Origin of the sequence: Acidipropionibacterium jensenii DSM 20535 (assembly GCF_000425285.1) — a bacterium.
GTDB classification, from domain to species: domain Bacteria; phylum Actinomycetota; class Actinomycetes; order Propionibacteriales; family Propionibacteriaceae; genus Acidipropionibacterium; species Acidipropionibacterium jensenii.
In genome coordinates, this window is the sequence record NZ_AUDD01000004.1 from 1 (window position 1) to 15,857 (window position 15,857).

General features: G+C 68.3%; 12 protein-coding genes. 10 read left to right on the forward strand and 2 right to left on the reverse strand.

The genetic code is table 11. The annotated features are described in order from the left end of the window. Nucleotides 1-354, forward strand: a 354-nt coding sequence (locus H590_RS0103055) for an integrase core domain-containing protein (protein ID WP_028702403.1), incomplete at its 5' end; no start/stop codon positions are given. Between the two features lie 116 nt (nt 355-470). Here H590_RS0103055 and H590_RS0103060 read toward each other — a convergent pair. Then, nucleotides 471-2,066, reverse strand: a complete 1,596-nt coding sequence (locus tag H590_RS0103060) for a DUF4082 domain-containing protein (protein WP_084149233.1) — start codon at nt 2,064-2,066, stop codon at nt 471-473. Nucleotides 2,067-2,312: 246 nt separating this feature from the next. Here H590_RS0103060 and H590_RS17785 point away from each other — a divergent pair, with 246 nt between their 5' ends. The 9 genes from H590_RS17785 (at nt 2,313) to H590_RS0103110 (ending at nt 14,211) form a co-directional block, all read left to right on the forward strand. Next, nucleotides 2,313-4,151, forward strand: a complete 1,839-nt coding sequence (locus tag H590_RS17785) for a glycosyltransferase (protein ID WP_084149234.1) — start codon at nt 2,313-2,315, stop codon at nt 4,149-4,151. Nucleotides 4,152-4,365: 214 nt separating this feature from the next. Next, entirely contained in the window at nt 4,366-5,232 is an 867-nt protein-coding gene (locus H590_RS18845) for a hypothetical protein (RefSeq protein WP_211221178.1), read from the forward strand. 67 nt (nt 5,233-5,299) lie between these two features. Then, nucleotides 5,300-5,968: a hypothetical protein gene (locus tag H590_RS0103080; protein WP_028702406.1), complete on the forward strand. Its 669-nt coding sequence runs from the start codon at nt 5,300-5,302 to the stop codon at nt 5,966-5,968. After that, a complete protein-coding gene (locus H590_RS18255) occupies nt 5,965-7,026 on the forward strand; it encodes a hypothetical protein (RefSeq protein ID WP_028702407.1) in 1,062 nt (353 codons plus the stop codon). Before H590_RS0103080 ends, H590_RS18255 begins: the two co-directional genes overlap by 4 nt. A gap of 31 nt (nt 7,027-7,057) precedes the next feature. Then, entirely contained in the window at nt 7,058-8,359 is a 1,302-nt protein-coding gene (locus tag H590_RS14595; protein WP_051238118.1) for an O-antigen ligase family protein, read from the forward strand. A gap of 152 nt (nt 8,360-8,511) precedes the next feature. Continuing rightward, entirely contained in the window at nt 8,512-9,786 is a 1,275-nt protein-coding gene (locus H590_RS0103095; protein ID WP_232020946.1) for a glycosyltransferase family 4 protein, read from the forward strand. Then, complete coding sequence (locus H590_RS14600) at nt 9,783-11,006, forward strand: glycosyltransferase (protein ID WP_051238119.1); 1,224 nt, start codon at nt 9,783-9,785, stop codon at nt 11,004-11,006. The genes H590_RS0103095 and H590_RS14600 overlap by 4 nt, the downstream gene beginning before the upstream one ends. Continuing rightward, nucleotides 11,006-12,862 (forward strand): asparagine synthase (glutamine-hydrolyzing), encoded by a 1,857-nt coding sequence (gene asnB, locus H590_RS0103105; protein ID WP_028702409.1) that lies wholly within the window; start codon nt 11,006-11,008, stop codon nt 12,860-12,862. The genes H590_RS14600 and asnB overlap by 1 nt, the downstream gene beginning before the upstream one ends. Then, entirely contained in the window at nt 12,859-14,211 is a 1,353-nt protein-coding gene (locus H590_RS0103110; protein ID WP_161625995.1) for a glycosyltransferase, read from the forward strand. Before asnB ends, H590_RS0103110 begins: the two co-directional genes overlap by 4 nt. Here H590_RS0103110 and H590_RS0103115 read toward each other — a convergent pair. Then, a complete protein-coding gene (locus H590_RS0103115) occupies nt 14,153-15,745 on the reverse strand; it encodes a PIG-L family deacetylase (protein ID WP_028702411.1) in 1,593 nt (530 codons plus the stop codon). The genes H590_RS0103110 and H590_RS0103115 overlap by 59 nt on opposite strands. Nucleotides 15,746-15,857: the final 112 nt, after the last annotated feature.

Genomic DNA, 15,857 nt, shown 5'->3' on the forward strand with positions numbered 1-15,857 from the left:
TTCATGACCCGGGCTCTGACCTTCTTCGAATCCATCGGGGTCGCCGTAAAGGCCGTGATGACCGACAACGGGGCCTGCTACCGGTCCCGGGTCTTCAGCCAGGTCCTCGACGACGCCAAGATCGGTCACAAGTGGACCCGGCCGTACCGGCCTCAGACCAATGGGAAGGTCGAACGGTTCAACCGGTCCCTGGCCGCCGAGTGGGCCTACGCCCGCGACTACACCAGTGAAACTGAACGCGAAGCGGCCTACACGGAATGGTTGCATCACTACAATCACCACAGACCCCACACCGGTATCGGCGGCCAGACCCCCTCAGAACGTGTTCACAACCTCACGGGGAAGTACATCTAGCCCGACCGGCACGCCGCACAGGGGCAAACAGGCGCAGCCTCTGACAGGTGCGGGGACGAACGACGCCGGCCGGACCCTGAGGGTCCGGCCGGCGTGGCTCGGGTGCACAGCCGAGGTCAGCTGGCGCTGACCGCAGCTCCCCTGGCATCGGGGGCCGAGGGGCTGTAGCGGTAGTTGTCGCGCCACTCGGCCCAGCCCGGTCCACCCTGAACGGTGGAGGGTCCCCAGCCGGTGCTGTTGAACCGGTTGTTCACGGCCCGGACGTTGCGGTAGCTGCCGTTCTCCGAGGAGGGCTGGTTGAGGAAGAGGTTGTAGCCGCCTCCCTCGATGAGGTTGCCCTCGACGCGCAGGTTGTCGATCCGGTCGCCGAGGGACTGGATGAACAGTCCGGCGGTGACATTGCCATCGGCGATGTTCAGGCGGTTGTTGGTGAACCGCGCCACCCGGTTCGGGTTGTCGCCGGTGACCATGAAGTCGCGCACGGTGGCGGCCTCGTTGTGGGAGCTGCCGTAGGAGCGCAGGTCGGTCACGTAGTTCTGCTCGGCGATCGCGTCGTGCTTGGTGCCGGTTCCGTAGAAGCAGATCCCGCTGCCCATGCCGTGCATGTAGTTGCGCTGGAGCGTTCCGGTGCCGCGGAAGGCGCAGGCCGCCGCGATCTGAGAGGCGGGCACGTTGGAGGCGTCGATCTCGGAGTCGCGTATGATGATGCTGCGGTCCGAGATCACCGGGCAGGAGTCCCTCCCGCAGACGAAGTTGGAGACGATGGCGGCGGTGCCCGAGTTGGAGGCAGAACCGCTGCTCGGCTGGATGCAGGAACGTTCGACGATGATGTCGCCGTTGCGCAGGTCAAGCTGACCGACGATCCTCACCCCGGAGATCCGGGTGCCCGCCGCCGGGGTCAGGGATCCCTTGTAGACGGGCAGGCTGGAGCAGGTCAGTCCGAAGGGGGCCAGGCCGACATTGTGGGAGTTCAGCTGCCAGCCCATCAGACCCTTGGCAGCCGTGCTGTTGGTGGTCGTCGAGTTGCTCGGCCTCGGAATGGTGGTGCTGGGCTTGGGCGCGCTGGTGGCCGGCGACGAGGTCGCGGGGCTCGGTGCCGGGGTGCCGGAGGTTCCCGAGGAGGGGGTGAACTCGGTGTCGACCCAGTAGTTGCTCGCCCCGTAGGTGCTGGTCGGGAAGGAGGACTTCCAGCCGTTGGTGTAGACCCCGGCATTGCGCGGCATGGTCAGGGTGGAACTCGTCCTGGCCTGGGAGAAGTAGTTGCGGGTGGTCGGGTACGACCCGGACTTCGCGAAGGCCGAGACCACGTAGCCGCTCCCGGCGGTGAGCTTCACCGGAGAGGTGAGGCGGACGCTGATCCAGCCGGTGCTGGTGGTGCGGGAGACCCGGGTCTGGGCCAGTCGGTCGCCGTTGGCGGTCCACAGCGAGACGCTGCGGGGGGTCACGGAGGCATCGGCGCTGGCCTTGTAGAAGCGCACCGAGGAGACCGTTCCATCGGTCGACGGGGTGAACCGCATCCCCAGTTCGACGGGGATGCCCTCGTCGATGGACCTGACGTCCTTGGGAGCGGATGCACCGAAGGTGGTGGACGGGGCGGCACTGGCCTGGTTCGGAAGGGCGGCGAGGGCCGCTCCTGCCGCAACCGCGGCCATCACGATCGCGACCGAGGCGCGTAACGGCCTCCGGTGCGAGGCGGTTGACGTGGACTTCATGGGCTTGGGACCTCTCCAGGATGGACGGTGGTGGTCCACAGCGTGCAGACGGAATGACGCCCGCGACGTTGACTGAGACGACAGTAACAAAATGCTGAGAAACTCTCAAAGTCGCATCAGGTTTGATCGCACGAGGTCCCTCGCGGTCGGCCGCCACCGTACCGGCTGATCGATATACTGACGGCGCGTCGTGGGCCGCCCGGGCACTTCACACACCGATGAGTGGACTCCCAGTGAGGACGATCAATGGACACAGCCGAGGCCAGACCGGTCGGACCGCTCGCGTCCGGCCAGGAGCAGGGGGAGCGGCAGTTCTCCGGTCCCGACGGTGAGGTCGATGTCGCGGCCGTCGTCGTGACCTACAACAGCGCCGAGATGATCGAGGGTCTGGTGGAGTCCCTGCGCCGGGACGCCACCGACATCGCGCTGCGGGTCGTGGCCGTCGACAACGGCTCCACCGATGACACGGTCGAGCGCCTCAGGCGACTGGGGGACGTCATCGTCATCGAGTCCGGCGGGAACCTGGGGTACGCGGCGGGCATCAACATCGGGATGAGATCGGTGGGGGCGGCCCGCAGCGTCCTCATCCTGAACCCCGACGTGAGGCTGCTGCCGGGCTGCCTGGCAGCGCTGCGCGGCCGTCTGGGTCGGGGAGCCGCCTGTGCCGTACCGGCCATCGTCGACGCCGAGGGTCACCTCTCCCACTCGCTGAGGCGCGAGCCGAGTCTGACCGCCGCGGCCGCAGACGCGGTGCTGGGCAGGCTGTGGCCCACCCGACCGTCCCTCCTGTCGGAGACGGTCCGTTCGCCGGCGGCCTACCGACGACCGCATCGGATCGACTGGGCCACCGGGGCGGCCCTTCTGGTGGATCGCCGCACCGCCGATCGGGTGGGCCCGTGGGACGAGCGGTTCTTCCTCTACTCCGAGGAGACCGACTTCTTCCGCCGGCTGCGCGACTGCGGCGGCGAGGTCTGGTACGAACCGGAGGCACGGGTCGTCCACTCCGAGGCCGGCTCGGGCCGGACCCCCGAACTGGTGGCCCTCACCATCGTCAATGCGGTGCGCTACGCCGAGAAGCACCATCGGCGCACCGCCCTGCCACTTCGAGGGATCCTGCTGCTGCACGAGCTCCGCAGATGGCGGGACCCCGATCACCGAGTGGCCCTCTCGGCGCTGCTCTCGCGTCGCCGCTGGGAGGACCTTCCGCACACGACCTCCGGTGACGCGCAGGGTGCGATCGACCTGTTGCTGGTAACCCGGTTCAACCTTCCCTCCCGCGGGCCCGAGAGTCTCATCAGGGCCCAGGAGGGCTGGCTGCAGAGCCGCATCGAACTCTTCGAGCGCTACACCGTGCCGTCGGTGCGCTCCCAGACCGACGAGGGATTCCGGTGGCTGGTCTACCTGGATCCGCAGAGTCCTCAGTGGCTGCTCGACAGGCTGAACCCGCTGGTGAGGCAGGGGCTCCTCACCGTGCGCTACAGCGAGGAGGTGAGTTGGCAGGACCTGGCCGCCGACGCCCGCGATGTCACCGGTGGCCGCGGACGGCTGCTCGTCACCGCCAATCTCGACAACGACGATGCCCTCGCCGCCGACTTCGTGGCACGACTGCGGGACGCGGCGTCCAGAGGACTGCGCGGAGCCGTCTACCTGGCAGACGGCCTCATCAGGATGGACGGCCGCGTCTATCGGTGGCGGGATCCCGACAACGCGTTCTGCAGCGTCATCGAGACGTGGGACGCGCCGATGACCGCCTGGCGGGACTGGCACATTCTGCTGCATCGACACATGGCTGCCACCGCACTGGAGGGACCGCCCGGATGGCTGCAGATCGTCCACGGCAGGAATGTCAGCAACCGCATCCGAGGACGCCTGGTCGATCCTCTGGCCTTCCGTAGACTGTTCCCGGGAGCCCTGGATGACGTCGCCTCACCGTCCGGACGAGAACTCATCGCTGACGCTCTGGTGGCCCGACCCGCACGGGAGGGTCGTGAGATGGTCCGCGGAGCTGCCAAGCGGGTGCTGCTGATGGTGCTGGGAAAGAACGGTCTGGAGAGGCTCAAGGAGAGGTGTCATGGCGGGCGCTGACAGGACTGGCACGGGAGATGCTCACGTGGATGTCACCGGCTGCGCTGGTGCGCTCCGTGGTCGGCGCTGGGCCGGTGGGGCGGCACTGATGGTGGGGCTGTGCCTGATGACATCGGGCTGCACTGGCTCCGGACCCGGTCCGGCCTCCGGTTCGAGCCCGGCATCTGGTAGTTCGAGACCGTCGGCGGTCTCCCCGTCGGCCGGCGCCTCCTCCGTGGCGGCACCGACCTCGGGCTGGGCGATCACCCAGGCGAATGTCGGTCTCAGGCGCCTCGGACTGAACTGCACGAGCCTTCCCGCCTACCGGGGGCCGAGCACGGTGCTCGCCGGGACGACGATCTCGGGCCGGCTCATCAGCACCGGTCTGGACCTGTCGTCGGGCAGCATCACCATTGAGCGCAGCTGCATCCGTCCCACCAAGGCCGCACCGGGGATGCCGATCGTGGGCACGACGAACTACAACTCGATGCGGCCGGCCGCCGGCAGGGTGATCATCCGCGACAGCGAGATCGACGGCACCCTGCTCGATGCGAGGACCGCGGCCCAGGCGACCGGTTTCATCGGTGTGGCCGACCTGGCCCGGAACTACATCCATCGCCTCGGCAGCGGTATCGGAATCATGAACGCCGGATCGGAGCTCGACTCGGTGATCGAGCAGAACTACGTCACGGGACTGGTGGCCGAGGGCGACCCGGCCAAGGACGGCACCCACTCCGATGCCTTCACGGTCCGTGACTTCGACGTCAGCAAGAGGGCCGACCGGACCCTGGTCGTGCGCAACAACCGTTTCGACTGCGATTCCGGGTCCGACACCGGTGCACTGTTCATCCAGACCTATTCCGGACGCATCGGCAATGTGCTGGTCGAGGGGAACCTGCTGGAGGGGGGCGGCTACCAGCTGGGGCTGAACGGTGCGAACTACCCGTACAGCAATGTCCGCGCCCTCAACAACCGGTTCAGCGGGACCGGTTGGGGCCCGGCCTATCTGCAGGGTGGAAAGGGCTGGACCCGGTGGGAGAACAACCATCTCCACGGCGATGGTGACGTGCGTGCACAGGGTGCCGCGGTGAACCACCCGTGACCTCGCCCGGGCGTCACCCGGGGTGGCTACGATGGCGTCAACATGATGCCGACACGAAGGGCGCGTCGTGAGCTTCCTGACCGTTGCCGGGGTGATGGTGCGTCGGTGGTACGTCGTGCTGGTGGCGGTGCTGTGCGCCTCATCGATCGGATACCTCTGGATGAGAGACGGCGGCTGCTACAGTGCGGCGACCACGGTGAGCTTCACCCTTCCGGCACGGGCGGCTCTGCTGCCCGACAGTGGTCGTGACGACGCGAGCGTCATCGCCTTTGCGGGATCGGTGGCGGGGGAGATCAACAACGGCAGGGAACCGGCGACGTATGCGTCCAATGACGCACCTCTCTACGGGGTGGGGGTTCGGCAGGGGGTGCTGGTCGCCATCCCGAACACCGGGGGGCAGTGGTCGGCCATGTTCTCCAGGGCCGACATCGAGATTCAGATCGTGGGTCGGACCCGGGAGTGGGTGGAGAGAACGCAGCGCGAGACCATCCAGAAGGTCTTCGAGGTGTCCAGACAACGCCAGGGCGCGGCCTACACGGATCCGCAGAAGTACATCACCCCGACCGTGATGCCGCTGACCGGCGGCATTCAGCAGGTGACGGTCGGCCGCCCGGCCCAGATGATGGCCTTCGCGGCCCTGATGGCGGCCGCTCTGCTGGCCGGCGGATGGGGTGCCGTGATCGTTGACAGAGGACTCGCCGGACGGCGTCCCCGAGATGAAAGGTCCGCAGCATGACCGTGACCCAGACCTTGCGCGGGCTTCTGCGCCGCTGGTACATCCTGGTGGTCGGCCTCGTGGTGGCGATCGCCGTGGCAGCGGGAGTCTGGAGTGCCGTGCCGCCCACCTACACGCGCACCTCGACCCAGATTCTTCTGCCGGGATCCGGAATGATCCCGAGCGGCAGCAATCCCTACCTGTTCGTCGGAGGACTGGCACCCGCCGCTGACATCATCGTCCGTGGTCTGGGCTCGAAGAATGTCATCGAGGAGGTCGTCCAGGGCCGTGCCGGGACCACTGTCCAGGTGGCTCGGGACCAGACCACCTCGGGACCGGTGATCCTCATCACCGTGGAGTCGACGAGTGACCGGGACGCAGCAGCCGTGCTGTCGGCCATGAACCAGCGCACCGCGAGCTTGCTGGACTCCCTGCAGGCCGAGGAGAACATTCCGGAGCGGCGACGCATCTCGGTGGTGGCCGTCTCGGTCGACAAGCGCGGCACCGCCGAGCAGAAGAAGCGCCTCATGATGACCGGCGCATCGGGGGCCGCGGTCCTCGCCCTGTCGGTGCTGGTGGCATCCTTCGTCGACGGCGCCGTGCTGCGACGGCGGCGAGCGCGACGGGCGGCGCAGAGCGATGAGGACACGGCCTCCGACGAGCCGGCCCTCGACGGGCCGCCGGACTCCGAGAAGGGTCCCGGGCCCGACGGGGCAACACGCTCCGAGGAGTCCGCCCAGGCCGATGACGAGTCGGGCGAGACCTCCGGTCCCGATGCGACTGCGGCAGCCGGGGAGGAGTCGTCGAAGGGTCACCGCGCCGAGTCCGAGGAGGACTCCTCGACCGATGAGGCCTCGGACGGTGCCGACGGCTCCGAGGACACCGACGGGGTCGATGCGCAGTCCCTGGGTGACCGGGACCCCGCCCGGACCGACGATCCCGAGCAGACTGCGGTCCGCCCGCAGGCGGACCAGGGCTCCTCGCTGTCCCGGTCGGCGGCCTCCCCCGTGGATCCCGCCGAGGACACCGATCTTCCGGACCGAAGGGGTGACCGTGGAGAGCGGGCGCCCATTGGGTGATCCGGGGACGGGCAGGGTCGGCGCCGTGGGAATGCTCACGGTCTACCTGCTCTGTCTGCTGGTGATCCCCTCCAACGTCACCATCGCCGGCCTGGGAACCTACGGTCGTCCATCGATGCTCTGGGGACTGGTGCTGTTGGCATGGTGGGTGCTGTGGCGGCTGGAGGGAGGGGTTCCTCCCGCCGGTCGGGACCGTCAGGTGGTGCGGATCGCGATGGGCGCCCTCGCCTTCGTGATCCTGGTGAGCTTCGCCCACGCGATGCTCAGAGGTCAGCCCGCCGACCAGATCAGCCCGGCGATCGCGGCCCTGGTGCGGACCGCCTCCTGGGGCGGGGTCTTCCTGGTGGCGGTGGACGGCCTGGTCGACACCGATGACGTGGTGCGCCTGACGCGGCGGTTGGTGGTGCTCACCGGCCTGATCGCCTGCTTCGGGCTGGCTCAGTTCGCCACCCGGCGGACGATGCTGTCCTGGGCCGAGGGGATCCCCGGCCTGGTGTTCGGCGCCGACGACTTCTCGTCGCGGGGCATGTTCGCCCGTGCTGTCGGCACAGCGACCCACCCGCTGGAGTTCGGCGCCGTGGTGGTCGGCATGCTCCCACTGACCATTGCCGCCGCGGTCTCGGGAGGATTCCGCAGGGATCGGGCACTGCGCTTGCGCTGGTGGATACCCGCGACCCTCGCCGCTCTGGTCGCCCTGGTCTCGGTGTCGCGTTCGGCCATCGTGGGACTGGCGGTGGCCATCCTGGCATCGATCCCGGGGATGCCCCGCAAATCCCGCCGGGTGCTCACGGTGGCAGCCGGAGTCGCCGTCGTGGTGGTGGCCGTCGCGGTTCCGGGAATGGCCAGCACGGTCGTCTCGCTGTTCACCGGGGCCTCCGACGATCCCAGCACTCTGTCGCGCACCAACGCGCTGGCCAGGGTGCCCGACTTCCTGGCCGCATCCCCACTGCTCGGCGCTGGATTCGGCACCTTCCTGCCGCGCTACTACATCTTCGACAACCAGTGGGTTCTCACCCTGGTCGAACTCGGCATTGCGGGAGCGGCGGCGCTCGCCGCCGTCGTCGTCTCCGCGATATGGAGCGCCGTCATCGCGGCGAAGGGCCTTGACCCCGCCGGTGCCGTGGTGGCGCGAGGAGCGGCGGCCTCGATGCTCACCCTCGCTGTGCTGTTCGCATTCTTCGACGGTCTGGCCTTCCCGATGTCAGCCGGTCTGCTGTTCCTGGTGGCCGGTGTGTGCGCAGCCTCGTACCGGATGAGCGCCCGCCCGGAGACGGCCTCGCGGTTGCCGTCGATTCCGCTCCCCGAGAGCCGGGCCATGAGAGACTCGGTCTAGCTGAGGAGCCGCCCGGGACACGACCCATGCGGCACCGAGCGATGGCAAGCCCACTCACCTGTCGAGAGATAGAGGGAGCCGTGCGGAGAAGTCAGCGAGCAGATGGCCGGGACCGGGACCGGCACGTTCTGATCATCGTGCAGAACCTTCCCGTGCCATTCGACCGCAGGGTGTGGCTCGAGTGTCGGGCCCTGAGGGCCAATGGCTATCAGGTGAGCGTCATCTGCCCCAAGGGACCGGAGGACAGTTCCCGCGAGACGATCGACGGTGTGCGCATCTACCGCTACCGTCCGCCCCGTGAGGCCAGGGGAGCCCTCGGCTTCGCCGCTGAGTTCGCCTACTGCTGGCTGCGCACCGCCATCCTGTCGGTCGAGGTGGCCAGGGCCCTGCCCTTCCGGGTCATCCAGGCCTGCAATCCGCCCGACACCTACTGGCTCCTCGCCCTGCTCTGGAGACCCGCCGGGGTGCGCTTCGTCTTCGATCACCACGATCTCAACCCGGAGCTGTTCATCTCCCGGTTCGGGCATCCCCGCACGGCGGTGCAGAAGCTGGAGTACCGCATCCTGTCCCAACTGGAGCGGCTGACCCATCGGACCGCCGACCGGGTCATCTCCACCAACGAGTCGTACCGGCGGATCGCCATCGCCCGCGGAAGGGTGAGGCCCTCCCATGTCACGGTGGTGCGAAGCGGTCCCGACACCCGGGTGATGGCCCCCAGCTACCCCAGCCGGCCACGGCCCAGCGGCGCTGTCGAACTCGTCTATCTGGGCATCATGGGGCCCCAGGACAACGTCGAGATCGTGCTCCACGTGATGGACGAGTTGGTGCACCGTCGGGGACACACCGGGGTCCATGCCACCCTGATGGGCTTCGGCGACTCCCTGGAGAGTCTGCGAAGGCTGGCCCACAGGCTCGATCTCGACGACTCAGTCACCTTCACCGGTCGGGCGGACCGCAGGATGGTCGCGGAGAATCTGAGTCGTGCCGACATCGGTCTGTGCCCCGATCTCAAGACTCCTCTCAACGACCTGTCGACCATGAACAAGACGATGGAGTACATGGCCTTCGCCCTGCCGTCGGTCTCCTTCGATCTGACCGAGAGCATGGTGAGCGGCGGGGACAGCATCCTGGTGGTGCCCTCGGGTGACGTGAGCGCCTTCACCGATGCGGTGGAGAGGCTGATCGTCGACCCGGACCTGAGGCTGAGGATGGCCAGAGCCGCCCGCTCCCGGGTTGCCCGGGATCTCGACTGGCGGCCACAGGCTGAGGTTTATGTCGGCGTCTACGACTATCTGCTGGGAGTCGAGCGTCCCAATGGCGCCCTCCACGCCGACCTGCCGCCTCGCAGCAGGGACGAGTGGGGCAACCGCATCGTCCCGCTCGAGGACGAGCACGAGTTCGACCGGTTCATCCTGGAGCGCAGATGAGACGGCCGGCGCGACGCCCTCGCGGTGGAGGACAGGGTGAGGGATTCATCTGGTTCGCGGCCCAGGACTGGTGGTACCACAATCAGGCCCACTCCGACTTCCAGCTGATGCGCCAGGTAGCCCGGAGCCGACCGGTGCTGGTGGTCAACAGCCTGGGGCTTCGCGCCCCCGGACCCAGAACAAGTACCCGACCCGGCAGACGGATTCTCCGCAAGCTGCGCAGCATGACCAGGTTCCTCAGGCGTCCTGTGCCCGATCTGCCCGGCTTCCATGTGTACACCCCGGTGATGCTGCCGGCCTACGGCCGCAGCGGGGCGGTCTACCGGTTCAATGCCTGGCTCATCCGGACTCAGGTGAGAGTGGCCGCCCGACTGGCCGGAATCCGGGGAGTCCCGGCGATCGGAGCGACGATTCCCACCGCCTGGCCGGTCGTGGCGGGGATGGCCCGATCCACACTCGTGTTCAACCGTTCGGACCTGCAGTCGGCCTTCCCGGAGGCGGACGGGCAGTGGGTCGCCGGTCTCGAACGGAAGTTTCTGACCCACAGTGACCATGTGCTCTACGTGAGCCACGAACTGATGCGCCGGGACTCCTCGCTGGTGGGGGAGCGGGCCTTCTTCCTCGACCACGGAGTGGATCTGGACCACTTCAGGGCCGATGGCCCCGTTCATCCCCAGATCCTTGAGATTCCGTCACCCCGGATCGGCTTCTTCGGCGGGATCGACGACTATGTCGTGGATCTCGATCTGATAGAGCAGACGGCGCGCCGGATACCCGATGCCAGCATGGTGCTGATCGGCGATGCCACCTGTTCGATGGACTCCCTCACCCGCCTGCCGAACGTCCACTGGCTCGGCAAACGCGACTATCGCGACATTCCGGCCCTGGGCCGAGGCTTCGATGTCGCGATCATGCCGTGGCTCGACAACGAGTGGATCCGATTCGCCAATCCGGTCAAGCTCAAGGAGTACCTGGCACTCGGGCTGCCCGTGGTGACCACCGAGTACCCCGAGGTCGAGGGGTGGCGTCACCTGGTTCGGGTGGCGGACTCGCCGGACGGGTTCATCGACGAGGTGAGGAGGGCGCTGGCCGATCCGGGTGACCCCGAGCCGCGCACCCAGTCCGTGATCCCCTACTCCTGGGCCGGTCGGGCCCGGGCCCTCCTGGACAATGCCGGTCTTCTGGACACTGCCGGTCATCAGGACGAGGGAGGACGCTGATGTGCGGAATCGGTGGTGTGCTCACCAGGCGAGGGCCGGCCTCCGCCTCCGGACTGGAGAGGATGACCCACTCGCTGCGCCACCGCGGCCCCGACGAGTCGTCGACCTGGGTCGAGGACCGTCTCGGACTGACCCACACCCGGTTGTCCATCATCGACCTCGCCGCCTCTCACCAGCCGATGCACGCCGTCGACAGATCGTGGAGCGTCGTCTTCAACGGGGAGATCTTCAACTACCGGGAGCTGCGAGAGGACCTGGACTACCCCTTCCGCACCGAGGGTGACACCGAGGTGCTGGTCGCCGGACTGGTGCGCCATGGAATCCGGTTCGTGGAGAGGCTGCGCGGTCAGTTCTCGATTGCCGCCTATGACCACACCGGTAGGACCCTGCACCTGGTGCGCGACCGGCTCGGAGTGCTTCCCCTCTACTACCGTCTCGACCACCGTGGGATCGTCTTCGGTTCGGAGATCAAGGCGATCCACGCCTACCTCGCAGAACCTCCCGAGGTCGACCCCGACAGTCTCGACGGGTACCTCGCCGGACGGTCGGTGCCCGCTCCGTTCACGCTCTTCGCGGGAGTTTCCAAACTGCCTCCCGGGCATCGCGCCGAGATCGGAGAGTCCGGGGAGCTCCGGGTGGACCGGTACTGGGCGCCGCCCTCGGTCCGTGCCACGGACCTCGATCCGGCGACGACGGTGGACGAGGCCGACCGGAGAATTCGTGATGCGGTCCAGGCGGCCCTGGTGGCAGATGTGCCGGTGGGCTCCTATCTCAGCGGCGGGGTCGACAGCAGCCTCATCGTCGCGGTGATGAAGGAGTTGCGCGGCACGGCGCCGGTCGACACCTTCGCGGCCGGATTCGGCGATCCGCGCGTGGACGAGCTCAACTGGGCGCAACTGGTCAGCGACCGGGTCGGCACCCGTCACCACCAGGTCGAGGTCCGTGCCGAGGACTTCCTCGCGCTGTGGCCGAGCCTCACCTGGCACCGCGACGCGCCCATCTCCGAGCCCGCCGACATCGCCGTGTTCAGGCTGGCCCAGACCGCGCGCCAGCACGTCAAGGTCGTCCTCAGCGGGGAGGGTGGCGACGAGCTCTTCGGTGGCTACCCCAAGTACCGGTTCGCCTCCTGGGGCGGGCGGGCCCGATGGGTTCCGGCGGGCCCGCGCCAGGCGGTGGGACGGTTCCTGGAGGCTCGGCTGCCGGCCAGCATGGGCCGTCACCGGATCGCCCTGCGGGCTCTCACCGCGGGGTCGGAGGTCAACCAGCTGGGTACCTGGTTCGCTCCCTTCACCGCGGCCGAGAGGCGCGAGCTGATCGGGCGTGACCCGGCGCCGGAGCGAGCGCGTCAACTGCCCGACGGGACCGACGAGATCGACCGGATGCTGCGCTACGACCTGGCGAGCTGGTTGCCCGACAACCTGTTGGAGAGAGGCGACCGGATGACGATGGCCGCCTCCCTCGAGCTGCGCCCGCCGCTGCTGGACCATCGCCTGGTCGAGTTCGCCTTCGGACTCCCCTCCAATCTCAAGGTCCGTCGTGGCGTCCCCAAGTGGCTGCTCAAGGAGGTGGCCCGGCGCTACCTGCCCGAGGAGATCGTCACCAGGCGGAAGGTGGGGTTCCGAGTTCCCCTGGACAGCTGGTTCCGGACCGGTCTGCGCGAGACCGCCCGGGACCGCCTCACCGGCCCGGGCTCCTTCGTCGGGTCAGTCCTGGACCGCCACGCGGTGTCGCGACTGCTGGACCGCCACGAGGGTGGCGGTCATGACGAGGAGATCCGGATCTGGACCCTGCTGTCCCTGGAGGTCTGGCACGAGGTCTGCGTCGACGGTTGGGCGAAGGAATGGCGGGCGGCATGACCGACGATCGGCTGAGACGCCGACTGGCCGGTGCGGGCTACCGGGGGCTGCTGGGTCTCACTGCGCTCACCGACGCCCTTCCCGCCCGCCTCCGGTTCGGACACTGGCAGTCGGTGCTGGCCCTCACCCGACCTGCCGACGATCTGCCCGCCGTGCCACGGCCCCCGGGTCCACCGTCGGACGGTCGCGACGCACCGTCCCCTGATCCGGTGCCACACCAGTCCTGGGGGCCGAGCTGCATGCTGGTGGCCGGTGAGCTGGACGGCGGAGGGGTCGAGCAGGTGGTCGCCACACTGGCCCTGGGGCTGCCCGGCGAGGGGTTCGAGGTGGAGGTGGTCACCTCCCGGTCCGGACGGGTCGGGGCAGAGCTGGTGGCTGCCGGGGTGACCGTGACCGTCTGTGACACCGAGGGGCTGGCCGACCTCATCGCCGGACGCCACCCCGATGTGATCGAGTTGCACCGGCCCGACCCCGGTCTGGTCTCGGCGGTCGCCGCTTCGCAGAGGCCCGTCATTCCGGTCTTCCACGCCGTCGAGTCCTACCTTGACTCCGGCGCACGGGCCACACTCGCCGCCCTGTCAGGGTCCGCACCGGCGTGCATCGCGGTCAGCAGCGGGGTGGCCCGGTACTTCTCCGGGCTGGCGGAGGGGGCGAGGATCTCGGTGGTGGTCAACGGGGTGGCCCCCGACGGCGTCGCCCACGCCCCCGACCGGGTGGGCGCCCGCACCGTCCTCGGGGAGACGATCGGCTCTCCGATCCTCGATGAGGACATCCTGGTGGTGGCCCTTCAGCGCTACAGCGACCAGAAGAACCCGGCCGGACTGGTGGACGCCTTCCTGGTGGCGGCCGAGAAGGATCCCCGGATGCGGCTGGTGGTGGCCGGATCACCCGACAACTGGTTGGAGTACCGCCGGGCAGATCTGCTCCGGAGACGATCGGCGCTTGGCGAGCGGGTGCACCTTCTCGGTGACTCCGACCCGGCGACGATTCTCGCCGCAGGCGACGTCTACGCTCTGGACTCCTTCGCCGAGGGCGGGCCGCTGAGTGCGGTCGAGGCGGCACTCCATGGTCTGCCGCTGGTGCTCTCCGATGTCGGTTTCGCCAGGGACCTGGTCGGCCGGGAGGGTGTTGTCGGCGAGGTCGTCGACGGTCCCTGCCCCGGATTCGGCCAGGCCGATCTGGCCAGGGTGCGCCGGCGCCTGCACCAGCCCAACCGGCGACTGTTCGCCGACGCCCTGGTGCGGGCGCCCGGGCGTGGACGAGGACGATCCGGTCAGGTCCCGGAGCCCTTCACCGAACGCGCGATGGTCGCCGGCCACGCTGGCGTGCTGCGTAGCGTCCTGGACTGACTCCTGGACTCACCGGTGTCGAGTCGCGCGGCGGCACTCCTGTGCCACCCACCGCGGGGACGGCCCGGGTGGCATCGGGGTCGATCGCCGAGGCGGGCACCGCGATCGAGCCGTCGGGCTTGACCACTGGCGCCCGGTACTGCCGCTGGATCCACACAGCCTCGTTGCCGGTGGGGCAGGGCGTGTTGTCCGGGCACAGCGCGGGGTCGTAGTCGGCATAGCTCACCAGAGCGTCCCTCTTGAGGATCAGAGCCTTCCCTGCAACATTGGCGGGTTCGACGCGGATGCCGTAACCACGGTAGGCGAGGATGGGTCCCCGGAAACCGGTCAGCGCGCTGACCGCGACCCTGGCGGCCGCCATGTGGTCTGCGTGGTCCTCCTGGCCCGAGCGGCCGTCCTGGATTCGAACGGTACGGGGGTTGGTGGCCTCGACGATGGCCCGGACCGTGGCGATGAGGCTGTCGCGGTTGTAGCTGGATGATCCGTCGAGGGAGGAGATCGTGCGGATCCGGCCGTCGAGAAGCTTGCTGAGGGACCGGTGCCCGGTGGTCTCGGTGCCCGTTCCGTCGAGGTCCCCGTCCGGCAGACGCAGGCTGTAGAGAGTGATGCGGCCCTGTCCGGGGCTGCGGGAGACGTGCAGCCGGTGACCTGCGAAGGTCGCCGATCCCCGGTTCCACTCGGGCCCGGGGTCCATCGCGGTCATCGTGGCATAGGCCATCTCGGGACCGATCTCACGGTCCTCCCAGTACTGGGTGCCGTTGCCGGAGTCACCGGCCGTCAGGAAGACGGTGGTGGCGCAGGCTCCCGCGTTGAGATCGTTCTGGAGGTCGGGATTCATGAAGATGATGTCGTCATCCTGATGGGCGACGATCGTGAGAATGTTGAACGGGCAGCGGTCGGCACCAGGATCGGTGCCCTTGACGCTCACCCCGCCTGAGATCACCGACGGTGCGCCCCGCCAGCCGGTCATCACGGCCCGGTAGTCGGTGGAGGCCTTCGGCTGCTTGATCGTGACGGTGGCGTGGCCCTGATCGTCGAATGTGCCGGTCTCCGCGTTCACCCAGGTGCTGCCCTTGCGGTACTGGAGGGTCACCTGGCGGCCGATGCGGATCGGACTGCCGATCGCGGTGAGGGAGACCTGCGATCCTGAGACGGCTGTCGTGAGGCGGACATTCTGGTCGACGGCGCGAACGGTGACCGGTTCGGTGGTGATCTGCGGGTAGCTCTTCCCCTGATGAGAGGTCTTCGGGGAGAGGGCGCGAAGCGACATGATCCCCTCCGCCGTGACGTCGAAGCTGAAGGAGCCGTCGGCTCGGGTGCGCGCCGACCCGATCGTCACCCAGTTGCGGTTCTGCGCCTTCTGCAGGACCACGGGACGGGCGAACCGGGTGGTCTGTGCGGAGCGGAACTCGAACTTCTCGTGCCTCATGGGCACATCGGGAACCACCACGGTGGCCGGTTCGGTCGCCTCGGTCGAGGTGTCACCGGGCGAACAGCCCACCAGTGAGACCGCCAGAATCGGGGGGAGAATCAATGCCCACAGAATATGTCCGCGCATGTCCACCACTTCACGTCAGGGCTGGTCCGAACCGGAGGTGCGGAAAGTGCTCAACATATTAGCGGTCGATGACGCCCTCAGTGGGACC

Bases quoted from the DNA above. Each gene is read 5' to 3' on its own strand.
- H590_RS18255 (WP_028702407.1), top strand. From the start codon at position 5,965: ATGACCGTGACCCAGACCTTGCGCGGGCTTCTGCGCCGCTGGTACATC.
- H590_RS0103110 (WP_161625995.1), top strand. From the start codon at position 12,859: ATGACCGACGATCGGCTGAGACGCCGACTGGCCGGTGCGGGCTACCGG.
- H590_RS14600 (WP_051238119.1), top strand. From the start codon at position 9,783: ATGAGACGGCCGGCGCGACGCCCTCGCGGTGGAGGACAGGGTGAGGGA.
- H590_RS17785 (WP_084149234.1), top strand. From the start codon at position 2,313: ATGGACACAGCCGAGGCCAGACCGGTCGGACCGCTCGCGTCCGGCCAG.
- H590_RS14595 (WP_051238118.1), top strand. From the start codon at position 7,058: ATGCTCACGGTCTACCTGCTCTGTCTGCTGGTGATCCCCTCCAACGTC.
- asnB (WP_028702409.1), top strand. From the start codon at position 11,006: ATGTGCGGAATCGGTGGTGTGCTCACCAGGCGAGGGCCGGCCTCCGCC.
- H590_RS0103060 (WP_084149233.1), bottom strand. From the start codon at position 2,066: ATGAAGTCCACGTCAACCGCCTCGCACCGGAGGCCGTTACGCGCCTCG.